18 protein-coding genes are annotated in these 19,591 nt (G+C 72.2%); 16 read left to right on the top strand and 2 right to left on the bottom strand.

Translation table 11 applies throughout. From position 1 onward, the window contains the following. Positions 1 to 1,019, top strand: a 1,019-nt coding sequence (locus OO60_RS42355) for a serine hydrolase domain-containing protein (RefSeq protein WP_033263510.1), incomplete at its 5' end; no start/stop codon positions are given. 59 nt (positions 1,020 to 1,078) lie between these two features. On the opposite strand, the gene OO60_RS42350 is transcribed toward OO60_RS42355, so the two are convergent. Then, entirely contained in the window at positions 1,079 to 2,095 is a 1,017-nt protein-coding gene (locus tag OO60_RS42350; protein ID WP_004561819.1) for a PaaX family transcriptional regulator, read from the bottom strand. Between the two features lie 119 nt (positions 2,096 to 2,214). Here OO60_RS42350 and OO60_RS42345 point away from each other — a divergent pair, with 119 nt between their 5' ends. The 13 genes from OO60_RS42345 (at position 2,215) to OO60_RS42285 (ending at position 15,894) form a co-directional block, all read left to right on the top strand. Beyond that, positions 2,215 to 3,132, top strand: a complete 918-nt coding sequence (locus OO60_RS42345; RefSeq protein WP_004561820.1) for a transporter substrate-binding domain-containing protein — start codon at positions 2,215 to 2,217, stop codon at positions 3,130 to 3,132. A gap of 5 nt (positions 3,133 to 3,137) precedes the next feature. After that, on the top strand, positions 3,138 to 4,004 hold the full coding sequence (locus OO60_RS42340; protein ID WP_033263508.1) for an amino acid ABC transporter permease: 867 nt from the start codon (positions 3,138 to 3,140) through the stop codon (positions 4,002 to 4,004). After that, complete coding sequence (locus OO60_RS42335) at positions 4,001 to 4,786, top strand: amino acid ABC transporter ATP-binding protein (RefSeq protein ID WP_004561822.1); 786 nt, start codon at positions 4,001 to 4,003, stop codon at positions 4,784 to 4,786. The genes OO60_RS42340 and OO60_RS42335 overlap by 4 nt, the downstream gene beginning before the upstream one ends. Further along, entirely contained in the window at positions 4,783 to 5,922 is a 1,140-nt protein-coding gene (locus OO60_RS42330) for a CapA family protein (protein ID WP_004561823.1), read from the top strand. The genes OO60_RS42335 and OO60_RS42330 overlap by 4 nt, the downstream gene beginning before the upstream one ends. Continuing rightward, positions 5,919 to 7,157, top strand: coding sequence for a CaiB/BaiF CoA transferase family protein (locus tag OO60_RS42325; protein ID WP_004561824.1), 1,239 nt, complete (start codon positions 5,919 to 5,921; stop codon positions 7,155 to 7,157). The genes OO60_RS42330 and OO60_RS42325 overlap by 4 nt, the downstream gene beginning before the upstream one ends. Beyond that, a complete protein-coding gene (locus OO60_RS42320; RefSeq protein ID WP_004561825.1) occupies positions 7,154 to 8,164 on the top strand; it encodes a 2-hydroxyacyl-CoA dehydratase family protein in 1,011 nt (336 codons plus the stop codon). The genes OO60_RS42325 and OO60_RS42320 overlap by 4 nt, the downstream gene beginning before the upstream one ends. Beyond that, positions 8,161 to 9,384 carry a 2-hydroxyacyl-CoA dehydratase family protein gene (locus OO60_RS42315; RefSeq protein ID WP_004561826.1) on the top strand — a complete coding sequence of 408 codons (1,224 nt, stop codon included), beginning with the start codon at positions 8,161 to 8,163 and terminating at the stop codon, positions 9,382 to 9,384. Before OO60_RS42320 ends, OO60_RS42315 begins: the two co-directional genes overlap by 4 nt. A gap of 18 nt (positions 9,385 to 9,402) precedes the next feature. Then, positions 9,403 to 10,317 (top strand): transporter substrate-binding domain-containing protein, encoded by a 915-nt coding sequence (locus tag OO60_RS42310; protein WP_033263493.1) that lies wholly within the window; start codon positions 9,403 to 9,405, stop codon positions 10,315 to 10,317. A gap of 14 nt (positions 10,318 to 10,331) precedes the next feature. Beyond that, positions 10,332 to 11,267, top strand: a complete 936-nt coding sequence (locus tag OO60_RS42305; protein WP_156081359.1) for a poly(ethylene terephthalate) hydrolase family protein — start codon at positions 10,332 to 10,334, stop codon at positions 11,265 to 11,267. A gap of 2 nt (positions 11,268 to 11,269) precedes the next feature. Then, positions 11,270 to 12,655: a DUF6351 family protein gene (locus OO60_RS42300; protein ID WP_155849065.1), complete on the top strand. Its 1,386-nt coding sequence runs from the start codon at positions 11,270 to 11,272 to the stop codon at positions 12,653 to 12,655. A 254-nt stretch (positions 12,656 to 12,909) separates the two neighbouring features. Beyond that, positions 12,910 to 14,097 carry an ABC transporter substrate-binding protein gene (locus tag OO60_RS42295; RefSeq protein WP_004561831.1) on the top strand — a complete coding sequence of 396 codons (1,188 nt, stop codon included), beginning with the start codon at positions 12,910 to 12,912 and terminating at the stop codon, positions 14,095 to 14,097. Then, entirely contained in the window at positions 14,084 to 15,022 is a 939-nt protein-coding gene (locus tag OO60_RS42290; protein WP_240490929.1) for a carbohydrate ABC transporter permease, read from the top strand. Before OO60_RS42295 ends, OO60_RS42290 begins: the two co-directional genes overlap by 14 nt. Next, entirely contained in the window at positions 15,022 to 15,894 is an 873-nt protein-coding gene (locus tag OO60_RS42285; protein ID WP_004561833.1) for a carbohydrate ABC transporter permease, read from the top strand. The genes OO60_RS42290 and OO60_RS42285 overlap by 1 nt, the downstream gene beginning before the upstream one ends. Positions 15,895 to 15,911: 17 nt before the next feature. Here OO60_RS42285 and OO60_RS42280 read toward each other — a convergent pair whose 3' ends face one another. Further along, positions 15,912 to 16,640 carry a FadR/GntR family transcriptional regulator gene (locus OO60_RS42280; RefSeq protein ID WP_004561834.1) on the bottom strand — a complete coding sequence of 243 codons (729 nt, stop codon included), beginning with the start codon at positions 16,638 to 16,640 and terminating at the stop codon, positions 15,912 to 15,914. Between the two features lie 116 nt (positions 16,641 to 16,756). Between OO60_RS42280 and OO60_RS42275 the strand changes: the two genes are divergently transcribed. Both OO60_RS42275 and OO60_RS42270 read left to right on the top strand, forming a co-directional pair. Further along, entirely contained in the window at positions 16,757 to 17,941 is a 1,185-nt protein-coding gene (locus tag OO60_RS42275) for a mandelate racemase/muconate lactonizing enzyme family protein (protein ID WP_004561835.1), read from the top strand. A 183-nt stretch (positions 17,942 to 18,124) separates the two neighbouring features. Continuing rightward, on the top strand, positions 18,125 to 19,588 hold the full coding sequence (locus OO60_RS42270; RefSeq protein ID WP_033263491.1) for an RICIN domain-containing protein: 1,464 nt from the start codon (positions 18,125 to 18,127) through the stop codon (positions 19,586 to 19,588). Positions 19,589 to 19,591: the final 3 nt, after the last annotated feature.

Genomic DNA, 19,591 nt, shown 5'->3' with positions numbered 1-19,591 from the left:
GGCGGGGGCGGGCCGGGGTGGGTGACGTCGTCTCCGGGGCGAAGCCGGACGCCGGCGGGCGGTTCCGCGTCGGGAGCGTGTCGAAGACGTTCACGGCGACCCTCGTGCTGAAGCTCGCTGCGAACGGCAGGCTGGGCTTGGACGAGCCGGTCGCGAAGTACCTGCCCGGCCTGCTGCCCTACCCGGAGCCGATCACCGTCCGGCAGCTGCTGCAGCACACCAGCGGCCTGCCCCGCGACCTGGCGCCGCAGTACACCTGGACGACCGCGGCGGAGATCGACACCGAACGGTTCGTGCACTTCGGCGAGGTCGAGGCGATCCACGACAGCACGGTGCAGCCGCTGCTGTTCCCGCCCGGCACGAACTGGTCGTACTCCAACACCGGCTACAACGTGCTGGCCCTGCTGGTGGAGAAGCTCACCGGCCGCCGGTTCGAGCAGGTCCTCGCCGACTGGATCACCGGCCCGCTGCACCTGGCGGACACCTTCCTGCCGCGGGACTTCCCGCTGGTGCCGCGCCCGGCCGTGCACGGCTACGAGCAGCTCTACCCGGCGCCGCGGGGGCTGACCGACGTCACCGTCTACAACCTCAGCCGCTACTTCGGCGCCGGGAACATCATCTCCAGCGGCGCCGACCTGAACCGTTTCTTCCGCGCGCTGCTCGGCGGCGAGCTCCTGCCGGCCGGTCTGCTCGCGCAGATGAAGACCACGGTTCCGTGGCCGGGCCAGGACGGCCTGGTCGGCTACGGGCTGGGGCTGATGCGCGTGTCCCTGACCGGGATCTGCGGTCCCGGCGCCCCCGACGTCTGGGGCCACGCCGGGGACGTGCCCGGGTACAACACGTGGAGCATGAGCGACGAAGCCGGCACGCGCGGGATCACGGTCGCGTCCAGCCCCGACCTGAGCGCTTCACCCGCCGCGGCCGCCGGCCGGGTCCTGGCGATGGTGACGGAGTTCTGCACGCCCGCTTCGCCCAGCGCCCAGGCACGCGCTTCGCAGCTCCAGTCCGCGTTGCGCTGACGTACCGCCGGGTGCCGTGAAGACGGCAGGTCGGTGCCCGATCGGCGCGGAAAGTGCCGTCATCGGTCGCGGCGCGCGTCGTCCAGGCGGCGGGCCTCGGCTGCTTGCTCGAACGGGGTGTCGCCCGCCGGGTGGCGGTCGCCGAGGGCCGCGAACAACGCGGCCACCCGGACCGAGTCGTGGTGGGTGGCCAGCTCGGCCAGCTCGGGGTCGGTGGCCCCCAGCACCTGGCGGAACCGCAGCTCCGCCAGCGGGCCGAGCCGGTCGTAGATCTGCAGGAACACCTTCTGGGCCCGGTCGCGCGCCCAGTCCGCGGGCAGCAGCTCGGCGGGCAGGTCGGGGTCGGTCTCGGGGAACCGGCGCCAGTCCACACGCAGCTCGGTGCGGGTGCGCAGGGCCTGCGCCGGGCTGATCAGGCCGGCCGCCAGCCCGGTCAGCACCTGCTCGTAGCGCTCGACGAACTGCTCGTACTCCCGCGCCAGCGGGCCGAGGTCGAACGCCGTGACCGCCGGCGCCGGGCCGGGGGCTTCGGTCGCGCGGAAGACCGTCGCACTGCGGAGGCCGAGCTCGTCCAGCGCCGTGAGGGCGGGCCCGGCCAGGTCGTGCGGGCTGACCCACACGCCGTCGTAGAGGGCGGCGAACCGCAGGACCCGCAGCCGTGACCGCAAAGCCGTGCGCAGTCCCCGGTCCTGTTCCGGCACCGAGAACGTGACCACCGTCCACTGCCCGTCCCATTCGGGCGCGCTGGCGCCGAAGGTCAGCATCCGGTGCGTGCGCTCGATGATCACCTCGGACGTGCGTGCCGGGATGCCGTAGGCCGTGGTCCGGCCGCTGCGCGAGACGGTGAGCAGGCCGCGGGCGGCGAGCCGGCGGATCGCTGCCCGCGCGCTCGCCGGGCTGATGTCGAACTCGCCGAGCAGCTGCACCAGCGCGGCCGAGGGGATGTGCTCGTCGCGCCAGTACCAGAAGTCGCCGAGCAGGGACGTCAGCAGCAGCTGCGGCTCGGCTCCCTGCTGCGAGCGGGGCAGTGGGCCCGAGGACGTCGCTGTCATCGCGCGCCCACCGCGGGTGTCCATGGCCTCCATGGTGTCAGTGCGGTCCGGCCGGTCGCATCGAGGGGTTGAATCACGCGACACATCATGCGACGATCGGCGCTCACTTAGCAACCTATCGCCTTCCGTAGGAAGTAACCGACATGGTTTCCTCACTTCGCCAATGGCGTCGAAGCACGCTCGCCGCGGTTGCCGCGGGACTCGCGCTGGCCGGGTGCACGGTCGACGACGGCGCGGCCTCCGTCCCCACGGCCGCGGCGCTCAGCGCCGACCAGGCGCTGCACGACCAGCTGCCGCAGGCGGTCAAGGATGCGGGCGTCCTCCGGTTCGCCGGCGACTCCCACCCGCCGTACCGCACCGTCGGCCCGGACGGGAAGACGGTCACCGGCATCGACCACGACTTCCAGCAGGCGCTCGGCCAGCTCCTGGGCGTGCGCACGGAAACCACCGTCGTCAGCGGGCTGCCGGCCGCGCTGCAAGGCATGCTCAGCGGCCGGTACGAAGCCTTCAACGGTCCGGTCAAGGCGACCGCCGAACGCGAGAAGCAGTTCGACACCGTCACCTGGATGACCACCCGCACCTCCTACGTGATCCCCGAGGGCTCGGCGGCCGGGGTGAAGGAGGCCGCCGACCTGTGCGGCAAGCGCGTCGCGGTGGTCACCGCGAGCGTGGTGGAGGACCAGCTCGGCAAGCTGTCCGCCTTCTGCGAGAAGGAGAAGCGGCCGGCGGTGCAGGTGGTCGGGCTCGACGACACGAACGCCACCCTGCTGGCCGCGAAGTCCGGCCGGGCCGAGGCTGCCGGCATGACCCAGGCGGCCGCGATCGACGTGACCACCCAGCAGAAGGGGCAGTACCAGTACGTGACGCAGACCGAGGAACAGGGCGCCACGAAGGACAACCTCGCGCTGTACACCCCGAAGGCCGGCAAGCTCGGCCCGGTGCTGCAGAAGGCGTTCGAGGAACTCTTCCGCAACGGCACCTACCAGCGCATCATGCACCAGTGGGGCCTGGACGACGTGACGGTCCCGCAGCCGATCTTCGACGCGGCGTCCGCGAAATGACCACGATGTCCACAGTGGAGGAAACGACGGCCGCGCCGGACGACGTCGCCACCGCCCGCGGCCGCTTCCGCCCGCTGCGCTGGCTGTTCGTGCTCGTGCTCGCCGTGCTGCTCGCCCAGCTGGTCGTGTTCCTGGCCGGCAACTCCCGCTTCCAGTGGGACGTCGTGGCGAAGTACCTGTTCGAAAAGAGCGTCCTGGCGGGGCTGGGCACCACGGTGCTGCTCGCGGTCGCGGCGATGGTGCTCGGCTCGCTGGCCGGCGGCGTGGTCGCGGCGATGCAGCTGAGCGGGTTCGCCCCCGCCCGCTGGGTGGCGACGCTGTGGGTGGGCCTGTTCCGCGGCATCCCGCCGCTGGTCCAGCTGATCTTCTGGTTCAACCTCGCCTACCTGCTGCCCAGGCTGTCGCTCGGCATCCCGTTCGGCCCGGTGTTCGGGAGCTGGGACGCCAACACCGTCATCACGCCGCTGACCGCCGCGGTGATCGGCCTGTCGCTGGTCGAATCGGCCTACCTGGCGGAGATCTTCCGCGCCGGGGTGGCGTCGGTCGACCCCGGCCAGCGCGACGCGGCCCGCGCGATGGGCTACCCGCTGGGCCAGACGCTGCGGCGGATCGTGCTGCCCCAGGCGATGCGGGTGATCATCCCGCCCGCGGGCAGCCAGTTCATCAACGTCCTCAAGGGGACCGCGCTCGTGTCGGTCATCGCGATGTCGGACCTGCTGCACGCGGTGCAGGTGATCTACAACCGCACCTACGAGATCGTGCCGATGCTGCTGGTCGCCTGCTTCTGGTACCTGGTCGTGGTCACCGTCCTGACGGCCGGGCAACGCCGGCTGGAGCGCCGGTTCTCCCGCGGTCACCGGGACGTCCGGTGAGCGCGCCGGTGCTGCGGATCAGCGACGTCCGCAAGGAGTTCGGGCCGGTGCACGCGCTGGCCGGCGTCAGCCTCGACGTGCACGAAGGCGAAGCGGTCGTGGTGATCGGGCCGTCGGGCTCGGGCAAGTCGACGCTCGTCCGCTGCGCCCACCAGCTGGAGCCGATCGACGGCGGCGCGATGTACCTCGACGGCGAACTGCTGGGCCACCGGCGGTCCCCGGCCGGGCTGCGGCCGCTGGCCGAGCGGCGGATCGCCGCCCAGCGGCGGCGGATGAGCATGGTCTTCCAGCAGTTCAACCTGTTCCCGCAGTTCACCGTGCTGCGCAACGTGACCGACGCGGCGATCCGCGTCCACGGCCGCGATCGGTCCACTGTGGAGCGGGAAGCACGGGAACTGCTGGCGCGCATCGGCTTGGCCGGGCGCGAGGACCACTACCCGCGGCAGCTCTCGGGCGGCCAGCAGCAGCGGGTCGCCATCGCCCGCGCGGTGCTGGTCCGGCCGCGGATCATGCTGTTCGACGAGCCCACCAGTGCCCTCGACCCGGAGCTGGTCGACGAGGTACTGGCGGTCCTGCGCAACCTCGCCGCGGCCGGGACGACGATGGTCGTCGTCACCCACGAGATGACCTTCGCCCGCGAAGTGGCCGACCGGTGCGTGTTCATGGAAGCCGGCCGGATCGTCGAAGAGGGCCCGCCGGGCGAGCTGTTCACGCGGCCGCGGACCGACCGGCTGCGTGCCTTCCTGTCCCGCCATCTGTCCGAACCGGAAGGTGTCTCGTGATCACTGTCGGCGCCGTCGGCGACCTCATCCTGGACGAGCCCGACCCGGAATTCTTCCTCGCCCCGGCCGCGCCGGTGCTGACGGGGATGGACCTGGCGATCGGCCACATCGAGGTCCCGCATTCGACCACCGCGGTCCAGCAGAGCACCGACGTGCCCGCACCGCCCGCGGACCCGGCGGCGCTGAAGGCGGTGGCCGGGGCCGGGTTCGCGGTCGTCACGCTGGCGGGCAACCACGTCCTCGACGCCGGGGCCGGGGGACTGGCCGACACCATCGCCTACGCCCGCGCGGCGGGGATGGAGCCGACCGGCGCCGGGCCGGACCTCGCGCAGGCCCGGCGTCCGGCGATCGTCGAACGCGGCGGCCTGCGGATCGGCGTGCTGTCGTACAACTGCGTCGGCCCCAGGGAATCCTGGGCCACATCCCGCAAACCCGGCTGCGCGTACGTGCACGTCCTGACCCACTACGAGCTGGACCACGCCAGCCCGGGCGGGCCGCCGAAGATCTACACCTTCGCCGATCCCGACAGCCTGGCGGCGATGGCCGACGACGTGCGCCGCCTGCGAGCCGAGGCCGACGTCGTCCTCGTGGCGCTGCACAAGGGTGTCGGGCACACCCCGGTCGAGGTCGCGATGTACGAGAGCCCGGTCGCCCGCGCGGCGGTCGACGCGGGCGCCGACGCCGTGTTCTCCCACCACCCGCACATCATGCGCGGCATCGAAGTCCACAGAGGACGGCCGATCTTCCACGGGCTCGGCAATTTCGCCACCGTCACCCACGCCCTCACCCCGGGCGCCGGTGTCGGTGCGGAAGAGCTGCAGGCGTGGGCGGAACGCCGGACGAAGCTCTACGGCTTCGCGCCCGACCCGGACATGCCGTTCTTCCCGTTCCACCCGGAAAGCCGCAACACCGTCATCGCCTTCTGCCGCTTCAATGGGGCCGGGCTGCACGAAGCCGGGTTTGTGCCGTGCTGGATCGACGACCGGGGCCGTCCGGTCCCGGTCGGCGGCACGCCGGAAGGCGAGGCCGTGACGAAGTACGTCGAGGACATCACCCGCGGGGCCCGGCTCAACGGCCGGTTCACCACCCGCGGGAGCGAAGTGCTCGTCGATCTCACCGAGGGGGTTCCCGCATGACCGACCAGCCACTGGCCGGCCGCACCGTCATCGACCTGACCACCGCGCTCGCCGGGCCGTACGCGACCCTGCTGCTCGCCGGGCTCGGCGCGACCGTGATCAAGGTCGAAAACCCCGCCACCGGCGGGGATTCCTCCCGCAACAACGCGCCCTACGTCGGCCGCGACGGGCTGAACCTCGCCCGGCGCCACGACGACGACCTGTCGGTGTCGATGCTGCTGCGCGGCCGCAACAAGCTCAGCGTCACCCTCGACCTGAAGAACCCGCGGTCGCGGGCGGTGTTCACCGACCTCGTCCGGGACGCCGACGTGCTGGTCGAGAACTACAGCCCCGGTGTCACCGGCCGGCTCGGCATCTCCTACGACCACGTCCGCGAGATCAACCCGCGGCTCGTCTACACCTCCATCAGCGGGTTCGGCGCCCAGGGCGGCCCGGGCTCCGGCAAGGCGATGGACTCGATCATCCAGGCGCTGAGCGGCGTCATGATGACCGCCGGCGAGCCGGACGAGGGGCCGGTGCGGTTCGGGCTGCCGATCGGCGACCTCCTCGCGCCGCTGTTCGCCGTGGTCGGCACGGTGTCGGCGCTGCTGCAGGCCGAGCACACCGGCGAGGGGCAGCGGGTGGACGTGTCGATGCTCGGCGCACTGACCTCCCTGGTCGCCTGCGAGCCGTTCGACGCCTTCGACGCGGTCGGCCTGCCGCAGCGCACCGGGTCGATGGTGCCGCGGCTGGCGCCGTTCGGGATCCTGCCCGCCGCCGACGGGTACGTCGCCCTCTGCGCGCCGACCGACGCCTTCGCCCACGGCGTGCTGCGGGCCATCGGCCGCCCCGAGCTGGCCGAAGACGACCGCTACCGGACCCGCGATCAGCGGGTCCGCGCGGCCGACGAGCTGCACGCCCTGATCCGCGAGTGGTGCCGGACCCGGCCCCTGGAAGACGTGCTCGCCGCGTTCACCGCCGAGGGCGTCCCCGCGGCGCAGGTGCGCGAGCCGCGCGAGGCCGTCCGCGACCCCCTGGTGCTGGCGCGCGAGGAAGTCGTGCCGCTGCGGCACCCGCGGCACGGGGACGTGGCCGACCTGGCCGGGACCGGCGTGCCGATCCGCTTCTCCGCGGCCCGCGTCGCGCTCGACCGCCCGGCGCCCGGGCTGGGGGAGCACAACGAGCACGTCTACCGCGAACTGCTCGGCTACACCGAAGCGCAGCTGGCGGACCTGATCGCGGAGGCGGTGATTTGACCGCGGTCGGCTACGTCGGCGCGGACGTCCCGGTCGAGCTGATCACCGCGGCGGGGCTGCGGCCGCTGCGGCTGACCGGGAAGCCGGGCCGGGACAGCACCCTCGGCGACCGCTACCTCGGTCGTGGCGTGGACCCGGTGGCCCGGTCGATCCTGACGCGCATCCTCTCCGGGGACTACGGGCCGCTCGAAGCCATTGTGGTCTCCCGCGACTGCGAGGCGTCCTTGCGCCTGTTCTACGCCCTGCGGGAGCTGAACCGGGTCGAGCCGGCGCTGGGGCTGCCGCCGCTGCGGCTGGTGGACGTGCTGCACCTGCCGCACCACACGACCACCCGGTACGTCCACGCGAAGATCGCCCAGCTGCGCGCGTGGCTGGGCCGCTGGCGGCCGATCGGCGACGACGACCTCGCCGCGGCCATCACCGCCCACGACACCCTGCGGCGGTCGCTCGGCCAGGCCGCCGCTCTGCGCCGCGCGAACCGGCTGAGCGGAACGCGGTTCCTCGAACTCGTCGCCGCGACCACCGCCGTGCCGGTCACCGAGGCCATCGCGCTCGTCGATCGGGTGCTCGCCGACCCGCGCGAAGCCGAAGGCGTTCGGCTGTTCCTCACCGGGAGTTCCCACGACTCGCCGGAGGTGTACGAAACGTTGGAGCGCCACGGTTTCCTCGTCGTGGGGGAGGACCACGACTGGGGTGAGCTGCTGTTCGCCCGCACCTGCGCGGCACCGACGGAACTCGCGCTCGCGGAGCGGTACCAGCACAACGGCCCCGCCGCGCCCCGCGCGTCGATCCGGCAACGGGCCGCGCACACCGCCGCGGCCGCCCGCGCCTGCGGTGCCGAGGTCCTGTTCTCCTACGCGCGGGTCCACGACGACGCGCCGCCGTGGGACTTCCCGGCCCAGGGGGCCGCGACGGGTCTGCGCGCGGTCCTGGCCGAGCGCCAGCCGTACGGCGAGCTGACGGCGGAAGCGCTGGCCGCGCTGGTCCCGGCGGGAGCGAGCGCGTGACCGCCCGGCTCGCGTCGGCGACCACCGCGACCGCCCACCAGCGCGAATGGTTCGCCCGGGTGCGCGAAGCGGGCGGTCCCCTGGCGCTGGTCAACGCGGACGCGCCCCAGGAGATCTTCCGCGCGATGGACATCCCGTACGTGGTCAACCAGTGGTGGGCCTCGATCGTCGCGGCGAAACGCCAGACCCAGCGCTACCTCGGCCTCCTGCGCGACCGCGGCTACCCCGACTACATCGAGCAGTACAGCGCCACCTCACTGGCGTCGGCGTTCGAGGACGACCCGGGCCAGGCGCCGTGGGGTGGCCTGCCGGCGCCGTCGATCGTGCTCGGCGAGACGACCGGCGACGCGTCCCGGAAGATCTTCGACGTCTGGGACGCGCAACCCGGCGTCACCTATTACCCGCTGGAGAGCGCGGCGGAGGACACGGTGCCGGAGCGGTGGTGGGAGCTGATGCCGCACCGCTGGGAAGAGGCCATCGGCCGCGACCGGCTGGACCTGCTGACCGGCGAGCTGACCGGGCTCATCCGGTTCCTGGAGCAGACCACCGGCCGCGTGTTCTCCGAGACGCGGTTCCGCGAGGTGCTGGACCTGGTCAACGAGCAGCAGGAGTGGAACCGCCGCACCCGGGACCTGATCGCGGCGGCCCGGCCGTGCCCGATCGCCGTCACCGACGGCATCCCGAGCGTCATGGTGCCCCAGTGGCACCGCGGCACCGAGTGGGCGCGCGACGCCGCCCGCGCGTTCCACGACGAGGTGCGCGACCGGATCGACGCCGGGGTCGCGGTGTGCCCGGACGAGCGGCTGCGGCTGATGTGGATCGGCCGCGGGCTGTGGTTCGACCTCGAGTTCTACCGCCGGTTCCAGGAATCGCACGGCGCGGTCTTCGTGTGGTCGATGTACCTCGCGATCGCCGCCGACGGCTACCTGCGCTACGGCGACGACCCGCTGCGCGCGCTGGCCGCCCGGTTCGCCGCCTTCGGCGACCAGCTGTACACGCCGCCGTGGTCGGCGGAGTGGTACGTCAAGGAGGCCCGGCACCACGGCGTGGACGGCGTCGTGCACCTCGTGTCCGACGACGCACGCGGCGGCTACTTCACCACCCGAGCGTTGCGCGCCGCGGGGATCCCGGTGCTGGAACTGCACGCGGACAACGTCGACGCCCGCACGGGCGGCGACCTGACCGCGCGGATGACCGAATGGCTCGACGACCTGGCCTGACGTCCGGAAAGGAACCCTGTGCGATCTTCACTTCGCCGACGAAGCCGGAGTGCGATCCTCGCGACCGCGGCCCTCGGGCTGGCCACCGCCGGGTGCACGGTGGGCGCCGGCCCGGCGGCACTGGCCACCGGCACGAACCTCCCGGTGGTGCAGTCCCTGCACGACGCCCTGCCGCCGGCGGTCAAGGACGCGGGGGTGATCCGGTTCGCCGGTGACTCCCACCCGCCCTACCGCACGGTCGCCCCGGACGGGACGGTCACCGGCATCGACGCCGACTTCCAGGCGGCGATCGGCCAGGTGCTCGGCGTCCGGACGCAGACCATCGTCGTCGCGGGGCTGCCGGCGGCGCTGCAGGGCATGCTGGCCGGCCGGTACGACGCGTTCAACGGCCCGGTCAAGGCGACCGCCGAGCGCGAGAAGCAGTTCGACACGATCACCTGGATGACCACCCGCACCGCCTACGTGTTCCCCACCGATTCGACGGCCGGGATCGCGCGGGTCGAAGACCTCTGCGGCAAGCGGATCGCGGTGGTCACCGCCAGCGTCGTCGAAGAGCAGCTGAACAAGCTGTCCCGGTTCTGCACCGACAGCAAGCGGAAGGCGACGCAGACCGTCGGCCTCGAGGACACGGACGCGACGCTGGTGGCCACCCGCTCGGGCCGCGCTGACGCCGCGGGCATGACCGAGGCCGCGGCGATCGACGTCACGCAGCGCCAGGGCGGGAACAAGTACGTCACCCAGACCGAAGCGCAGGGGGCGGCCAAGGACGACCTGGCGCTGTACGTCCCCAAGGCGTCCGGGCTGGGCCCGGTGCTGCAGCAGGTGTTCGAGGAACTGTTCGAGAACGGCACGTACGTCGGGATCATGTCGCGCTGGGGGCTGAACCAGGTTTCGGTGCCGAAGCCGGTCTTCGACGCGGCCACGCGGGGATGACGAAGGGACTTCCGATGCCAAGGGCAATCCTCAAGCCGGTGCTCGCCGCCGCGGTGACGGCGCTCGTCGCGGTCACCGCGGCGAGTGTGCCGGGTCCGTCCGATGTGGACACCGCGGCCCCGCCCGCGCCGCCCGCCGCCGCGGTGTTCCACCCGGTGGTCCGCGAAGGCGCGGCCCGCACGGGCGGCTACGCCGCCGAGTACACCGTCTACCGGCCCGCCGACCTGGACCGGGTGCCCGGCCGGCTGCCGGTCGTGGTGTTCGGCAACGGCGCGTGCCGGCACACGAGCAACGACGAGCTGCTGACCCTCGAAACGCTGCTCGCCGCGCACGGGTTCGTCGTCGTGGCCGTCGGCGGGTTCGACGAGCCCGCGCTGACGGAGAACGGCAGTCCTTCACCGGCGGTCGTCACGGACGCGATCACCTGGGCCGAACGGGAGAACGGCCGCCGGGGAAGCGAACTGCGGGACCGGCTCGATCCCCGGCGCATCGGGGTCGCGGGTCACTCCTGCGGCGGTATCGAAGCGCTCGTGGCGGGCGCGGACCCGCGCGTGCGGTCGGTGCTGTCGCTCGACAGCGGGTTCTTCGCCGACGGCACCCTCGGCTACGGCCGCGAAAACCTGCGGAAGCTGCACACACCCACGTTGTTCGCCGACGGCGGCCCGGACGACGTCGCCTACCCCAACAGCGGCGGGAACTACGACCTCGTCACCGTCCCCGCCGTCCGGGTGACCAATCCCGCCGCGGGCCACACCGGGTTCGTCTACGGCCAGCGTGACGGCAGTCCCGACCCGAGCATCCGCGAAGAAGCGGTGAACGTGCTCGTCAACTGGTTCGACTTCACCCTCAACGGCAACCGGGCCGCGCGGGGCTACTTCCTCGGCGCGGGCTGCGGGCTGTGCGCCACCCCGGGCTGGACCGTCACCGCCAAGAACTTCCGGCAGGAGTGATCATGGGAAACCGAACCTGGCGTTGCCTGGCCGTCGCCACGGCCCTCTTCGCGGGGGTACCGGCGGCCGCCCACGCGGCGGAGCCCGGAACACCCTGCCCGAGCTCGGCGAGGTGCGCCGACGGGCAGCTGACCGACGGCACGCCGTACGCGTTCGCGAAACCGTCCCGGTGGAACGGTGCCGTGCTGGTGGACCTCGACTTCGCGGCGGGCGGCCTGGCGAGCCCGCTGACCGCGAGCCTGCTGGCGCGCGGTTACGCGGTCGGCGGCACCACCCGGACGATCAGCGGCTGGAACATCGCGCGGGCCATCGGGAACCAGGCCGAGGCGCTCGGCCGGTTCGAGGGGGCGTTCGGGCGCGCCCGGTACGCGATCGCCGAAGGGCGTTCGATGGGCGGGATGGTCGCCGCCGGTGTCGCGCAGGTGTACCCCGGCCGGTTCGCCGCGGCGATCCCGATGTGCGGCGGACTCGGCGGCGCGGTGGGGCAGTGGAACCAGAAGCTCGACACCGTTTTCGTGCTGAAGTCCCTGCTGTTCCGCGACACGGCTCTTCCGGTGACCGGCATCCCCGCCGACGTCCCCGGCACGCAGCAGCAGTGGCTCTCGGCGGTGACCGCGGCCCAGTCGACCGCCGCGGGCCGGGCCCGGATCGCGCTGGCGGCGGCGATCGGCCAGCTGCCGGGCTGGGGCCTGGCCGCCGGCGGCACGCCGGCCCCGGTCCCGGACGACCGCGACGCCGACGGCGTCGAGCAGGGGATGTACCTGGCCCTCGCCGGTGGCCCGCTGCCGTACCTGGGGCAGGCGGTCAGCAGCAGGCGGGCGATCGAGCAGCTGGCGGGCGGGAACCCGTCGTGGAACACCGGAGTCGACTACGCGCACCAGCTGACGACGGCCGCGCCCGCCCAGCGCGACGCCGTGCGGCGGCTGTACGAACGCGCGGGGCTCGACCTGCGCGCCGACCTCGGCCGGCTCGCCGCCGAACCCCGCGTGACCGCCGACCCGGCCGCCGTCCGCTACCTGGAGCGGGGCATCGTGTTCACCGGCGACCTCCGGATCCCGGTGCTCACCGTGAACGGCACCGGCGACCAGATCTCGACCGTGGCGCAGCAGCAGTCCTACGGCGCACTGGTCCGCCGCGCGGGCCACGAATCCCTGCTGCGCCAGACGTACGTCCAGGCGGCAGGCCACTGCACCTACACCACCGGCGAACAGCAGGCGGCGATCGACCGCATGCTGACCCGGCTGCGGACCGGACACTGGCCCGGCACGGAACCCCGCACGATGAACGCGCAGGCCGTCGCCGTGGACGGCGTGCCCGGGCGGTATCTGGCCTACACGCCGCCGCGGTTCAACCGGACGTACCCGGCCCTGAGCAGGCCGGCCGGGTAGGCCGTCGCGCACCGGGCGGGGTGCGGAGCCCGGTCGTTGACATCAGACGTCATACGACTTACGTTATTCGAATCCCAGGGTCGACGGAGCACCTGGACAGTCCCCGCGGGGGAGTGTGATCAGCCATGATTCAGCGATGTCGGTGGCTTGCCGTCGTGGCGGCCTTGGCGGTGGCGGGGTGTTCCTCCGCCACGGGAACCGCGCCGAGTGCGGGGAACTCTCCGGGGAAGGTCGGGGGTGACCTGACCATCTGGGTGGACGCGGCGCGGCTGCCGGTGGCGCAGGCCTACGCCAAGGAACACCCCGGCGTCCACGCGAACATCGTCACCTTCGACGGCGACGGCAACGGGGCGACCACGCTGCAGACGAAGATCCAGCTGTGGAACCGGACCGGCAAGGGCTGGCCGGACGTCATCTTCAGCGAGCAGGTCAACGATCCGGTGTGGATGGCGCAGAAGCCGTTCGACTTCGCCGCGCCGGTCAAGGACCTCATCCCGGCGGACGTGCTCGCCAAGTGGCCGGCGAGCTCCACCGCCCAGTGCACGGTCAACGGCACGCAGGTCTGCGTGCAGGACAACCTCGCCCAGGTCGTGCTCTGGGTCAACAAGAAGCTGATGGACCAGTTCCACTACACCGTGCCGAAGACCTGGCAGGAGTGGGCGGCCCTCGGCGACCGGGTCGCCAGGGAACACCCGGGCTACATCGTCGGGAACGCCGGCGAGTCGTTCAGCCACTGGATCTACCTGTGGGGCAACCAGTGCCCGCTCGAGCAGGTGAACGGCACGAACGTGCACATCGACGCGACGGACCCGCACTGCACCCGGGTGGCCGGGCTGCTGGACCCGCTGATCAAGAACGGGTCGGTGCCCCCGCTGAGCGTGTTCACCCCGGACTTCGCCCAGAAGTACGGCGGTGCCGACGACAAGGTCCTGCTGATGCCGGGGCCGTCCTGGTACGCCCAGGCCGTCTTCGACCAGGCGCTGCACGTCCCGGCCAAGCAGATCACCGCCGCGCCGCCGCTGCAGTGGGAGAACGAGACGCCGGTGACCACCGGTCAGGTCGGCGGCGGGCCGTGGATCATGTCGAAGCACTCCACCAACCTCGCGACCGCGGCGGACTTCGTCACCTGGGCCACGACCGTCTTCAACCCGGGCGGCGCCGAAGCCCGGCCCGGCTATCCGGCCTACGCCCCGCTGGCCGACAAGTGGCTGGCGCAGCAGGCCGCGAACGCCTACTACGCCGCCGATCCGACCCCGGCGCTCAAGGCCGCCGCGGACCAGATCTGGCCGGGCTGGAACCTGGTGTCCTACCCGGACCAGCCCGTCTGGTCCACCACCGTGGTCACGGAGCTGGTGGCGGGCAAGCCGCTGGGCTCCTTGCTGGAGCCGTTCGGCAAGGCGCTCAAGCAAGCGGCGCAGGCGGCCGGTTATGCCGTCGACTAGGACCGCCGAAGCGGGCGCCCCAGCCGTGAAACCGGCCGGGGCGCCCGCGCCGCGCAAGCGGGGCCGGCACACCTGGGCCGGTCTCGCGTTCGTCGGGCCCTACCTGCCGTTCCTCGTCGCGTTCGGCATCCTCCCGATGCTCTACGCGCTGAGCCTCGCGTTCACCGACGACGCCGGCGGCTGGGCCGGTTTCCGCAACTTCGGCCGCACCTTCGGCGACTACCGCTTCCTGCCGGCTTTCGGGCACGTCCTGCTCTACACCGGGGTGTGGCTCGGCTCCCTCGTCGTGCTCGTCGTCGGGCTGACGCTGCTGCTGCACGGCCGCGCGAACCGGGTCTCCGCGGCCTTCCGGTTCCTGTTCTACATCCCCGGTGCGCTCGCCGGGGCGTCGTCCGTGCTGGTCTGGCTGTTCATGCTCGACCCGGCCGTCAGCCCGGGTTCGTTCCTGGTGCGGGACGTGTTCGGGTCGCACCTGTTCGTCGAGTCGATCGCGCCCGGCAAGCTGCCCTTCCTCTTCGCGATGATCGCGTTCTGGACCGGGGCCGGCGGCTGGATCGTCATCATGTACGGCGCCCTCAACACGATCCCGCAGGAGCTGGAGGACGCCGCGCGCATCGACGGCGCCGGACCGGTGACGATCGCGCTGCGCATCAAGCTGCCGCTGATCCGCAAGTGGATCGCCTACATGGTGATCCTGTCCTTCGCGACCGGAACCCAGCTGTTCGTGGAGCCGCAGCTGGTGAACCAGGCCAGTCTCGGCCTGGTTCCCGACACGTGGTCGGCCAACCAGCTCGCGTTCCAGCTGGCGTTCCGCTACGCCGACTTCAACGCCGCCGCGGCCATCTCCGTCGACCTGCTCGCGATCGGGCTGCTCGCCGCGGCCCTCATCGTGACGCGCACCGGACTGTTCAGGACGGACGACTGATGCGACTCGCCGCCCGTGGCCTCCGGTTCGTGATCCTCGCCGGCTTCGCCGCGTTCTTCGTGGTGCCGCTGGCGTGGCTCGTCCTCGCGCCGACGAAGTCCGACGAAGCCCTCGTCACCGCCGATCCCCTGGCGTTCGGCAGCTTCGGCCGGCTCGCGCAGGCGTGGCGGCACCTGGACGCCTTCAGCGACCACCTCTACCGCCTGTGGATCGGCAACTCGCTGCTGTACGCGGTGAGCGCGACCGCGATCGTCCTGGTCACCGGGATCCCGGCCGGCTACGGCCTCGCGTTCGGGCGGTTCCCCGGCCGGCGGCTGGTGCTGACGCTGACCCTGGTCGTGATGATCATGCCGGCGGCGGCGCTCGTGCTCCCGATCTTCCTGGAGCTCAACGCCGTGCACCTGATCGGCAACGCGCTTTCGGTGATCCTCCCGTTCGCGTTCTACCCGTTCGGGGTCTACCTCGCCTACATCTACTACACGACCGCGGTTCCCCGCGAACTGCTCGACGCGGCGCGCATCGACGGCTGCGACGAGTGGTCCACGTTCCGCCACGTCGCCCTGCCGCTGGCGAAGCCGGTGGTGGCGCTGGTCCTGTTCTTCAGCTTCGTGGCCGACTGGAACAACTTCTTCCTGCCCTACGCCGTGCTCACGGATTCGGCGCAGTACCCGATCCAGGTGGGCCTGTCGGACCTGCTGTCGTCGACGCCCTCGTTCAACCCCGCGGTCGGGGGCGGCGGCCAGCAGGTGAACATCTTCCGGCCGGAACTGGCGCTCGCCACGCTGCTGGCGGTCATCCCGGTGGCGGTCGTGTTCATGCTGTCGCAGCGCGCGCTGGTGCGCGGGCTGGTCGGCGGTGGGGTGAAGGAATGACCCCCGCCGGTGCGGGGTCAGCCCGCCGGGCGGCGCCGCTGCCAGGACGTCGCGATGTGCTCGGCCATCAGCGCGCCCGCCGCGTCCGGATCGCCGGCTTCGATCGCTTCGAAGACAGCCAGGTGCTGCCGGTTCGACTGGCGGCGGTGCTTGAGGGCGGAGTGCCCGACGTAGCGCGGGCTGCGCCGGGCCTCGGCGTGCACCGTGTGCACGATCGCCCGGCCGAGCCGGTTGCCGGACACGAGCATGATCCGCTCGTGGAACGCCACGTCGATGTCGTCGAGCAGGTCCGGTTCCCCGACCGCCGCGTCCAGCCGGGTCATCAGCTCCCGCAGCTCGGCGACGTCCTCCGGGGTGGCGCGGCGCGCCGCTTCCCGCGCCATGCTCGACTCGAGGGAGGTGCGCACGGCGATGAGCTGGTCGAGGATGTCGTACCGCCGGTCGTGGCGCACGATGGCCGCCAGGAGGGCGGGGTCGAGCAGGTTCCACGACTCCTGGGCCGACACCAGCGTGCCGACCCCCTGACGGGCCTTGACCAGTCCCTTGGCTTCCAGGGACTTGATCGCTTCGCGGACGACGGTCCGGCTGACCCCGAACGTCTCGCAGAGCGCGGACTCGACGGGCAGCAGCTGGTCGGGCCGGAGCACGCCGCTCGCGATCAGCTCGATGAGGTGGTCGACGACGGCATCGGCCCGGCGGCCGCGCGGGTACGGCGCGTCGGGCGGCGGAAACGCGGCCGTGCTCATCGATCACCTCCGGGCGGGCACGAGTCAGCAGGTGTTTTCATAATACGTAGTATGACTGACGGTGTCGATCTCCCCGCTGGCCCCGGGATCCCACGATCGGCTGGTGGAGGACGGACATGCGGATCACCGGGTTCAGGAGCCTGACCACGGTCCAGGAATGGGGCCGTCCGGTCGGGGACGCCAACGGCGTCTACGCGGACGGCGTGGTGCGGGTGCCGTTCGTGCTGCTCGACACCGACGAGGGCATCACCGGTGTCGGGCTGGGGCCGCACCCGCAGATCGGCGAGATCTTCCCGGCGATCGAAGGCGAGGATCCGCGGAGCGTGGCCGCGCTGTACGACCGGATGCTGCGCTGGACCTTCAAAGCCGGCCACGCCGGTGCGGTCTTCGGCACGATCGGCGCCCTCGACTCCGCGTTGTGGGACATCAAGGCGAAGGCGTCCGGGCAGCCGCTGTGGCGCCTGCTGGGCGGTCGCGACCGGTGCGTGCCGGCGTACGCGTCGGGTCTCGACATCGCGTTGCCCGACGAGGAACTCGCGGCCACCTACCGGGCCTACGCCGAGCGCGGGCTGCGCGTCGCGAAGGTCAAGGGTGGCCTCGACGTCGACCGGGACCGGCGGCGGCTGAGCCTGGTCCGCGACGTGCTGGCGGAGTTCTCGCGGGGCGTCCGCCCGGGGCTGATGCTCGACGCCAACGAGGCGTGGACGCGCAAGCAGGCGCTGCGCCACGTCGGCGAGCTGGAGCGGACGCTCGACCTGACCTGGGTGGAGGAGCCGGTGCGCCGGTGGGACGCGGAGGGGCTCGCGGCGGTGGGCCGGGGCATCCGGGCCGCGGTGGCGACCGGGGAGAACCTCACCGGGCTGGAGCAGTTCCGCCCGCTGCTGGCGGCCGGCGCGGTGGACGTCGTGCAGACGGCGACGGTCTGGGGTGTCACGCACTTCCTGCGCGTCGCGGCGGTGGCCCACGCCCACGACCTCCCGGTCAGCCCGATCGGCACCACGCCCGCCGGGCTGCTGCACGCGGCGACCGCGGTGCCCAACCACCTCGTCAGCGAGCTGCAGGACCTGCGGCCGCCCGTCGGCCTGACCGTGGACCACGAGATCGAAGACGGCGCGTTCGTGCTCGGTGACCGCGCGGGCCTCGGCATCCGGGTGGACGAAGAGGCCGTCCGCGCGCTCGGCAGCCTGCCGCCCGCCGACGGGCGGACCACGCCCGGCATCCGGCCCGAACGGGCCGGCCGGCGGCTCCTGGCCGAGCCTGCACCGGGCGAAGCACTTGCGACGCCGGTCGGCCCCGCCTGATTCTCTCGAACCGATTCGACGCCGCCTCGCGCGGATGTAAGTTTCCGGGCGCACCCGGTCTTCTGGCTGGCTGTCCACGATTGCGTTGACCGCTCGTGGACGGCGTTCCTACCATGCTGACGGCTGCTCAGGCGAACCGGTTCGATGTCCGGTGGCCCGGCCCGGCCGGAAAGGGAGACCAGCATGGCCAGCGCACCGCACCGGTTCCCGAGGAGGTGGGTGAGCGTGCCGCTCGCCCTGCTCGCCGTCCTGATCTCCGTCCTGGTGCCCGCGCACCCGGCGCAGGGCGCGGCGAACACGTTCACCCTGGGTGCCGTGCGGACCGACACCGGCGGCCGCGCGCTGCAGCTGCACGGCCTCGGCATCGTCAAGGCCGAGGACACCTGGTACGGCTTCGGCGAGGACAAGACCGGCCAGACCACGGCGAACACCGCGTTTCAGGACATCCCCTGCTACACCTCGGGTGATCTGGCGAACTGGACCCACCAGGGGGTCGCGCTGGCGAGGCAGGGCAGCGGCGACCTCGGGCCGAACCGCATCGTCGAACGGCCCAAGGTCCTCCACAACGCCGCCACCGGGCTGTACGTGATGTACCTGCACATCGACAACACGAGCTACTCCGAGCAGCGGGTCGGGGTGGCGACCAGCCCCACGCCCTGCGGGCCGTACAGCTACCGGGGGAGTTTCCAGCCGCTGGGCAACCAGAGCCGCGACATCGGCCTGTACCAGGACACCGACGGGTCGGCGTACCTGCTGAGCGAAAACGCCGGCCGCAGCCTCCGCATCTACCGCCTGGCCGCGGACTACCTGTCGGTGGCGAGCGCGGTGGCGACGCTGCCGAACTACGAGTCGCCCGCCGTGGTCAAGACCGGCGGGACGTACTACCTGCTGGCGTCCCACCTGACCGGGTGGGCCACCAACGACAACGTCTACGCGACCGCGACGTCGCTCGCCGGGCCGTGGTCGCCGTTCCGGAACTTCGCGGCGACCGGCACGAACACCTACAACAGCCAGACCGCGAACATCATCACGGTCCAGGGCAGCGCGGCGACGACCTACGTCTACGCGGGGGACCGCTGGACGGGCAACGCGATGGGCGACTCGCCGCTGATCTGGCTGCCGCTGACGATCCGCGGCACGACGGTCAACCTGGGCCAGTACCCGAGCTGGAACCTCGACACGGCGTCGGGGACCTGGTCGGCGAACGCGGGCCTGCCGAGTGAGACCACGCACGTGCTGAAGAACGCCGGCAGTTCACAGGTGCTGGACGCTTCGGGCGCCTCGACCGCGGCCGGCGGCAAGATCATCCAATGGCCCGCCCACGGCGGCACCAACCAGCAGTGGCGGCTGACGAAGCTCGCCGACAACGTCTTCATGCTGGTCAACGTCAACAGCGGCCTGTGCCTCGACGTCCCGGGCGGGTCCACGGCGAGCGGAACCCAGCTGCAGCAGTGGACGTGCACCGGAGGGCCGGGCCAGCAGTGGGCGGCCGACCTGGTGGGCAGCCTCACCGGCAGCCAGTACGTCCTGGTCAACATCGGCAGCGGCCTGGTGACCGGGGTGGCGGGGTCGTCGACGGCGAGCGGTGCCCAGGTCGTCCAGCTCGGCGGAACGGGCGCCGCGAGCCAGGTGTGGGCGGTCTCCTGAGCC

It is taken from the genome of Amycolatopsis vancoresmycina, from assembly GCF_000716785.1.
In the GTDB taxonomy this organism is placed as follows: Bacteria; Actinomycetota; Actinomycetes; order Mycobacteriales; family Pseudonocardiaceae; genus Amycolatopsis; species Amycolatopsis vancoresmycina.
Note: the sequence above shows the minus strand (reverse complement) of the source record. Positions and strands in the feature narration are given on the sequence as shown.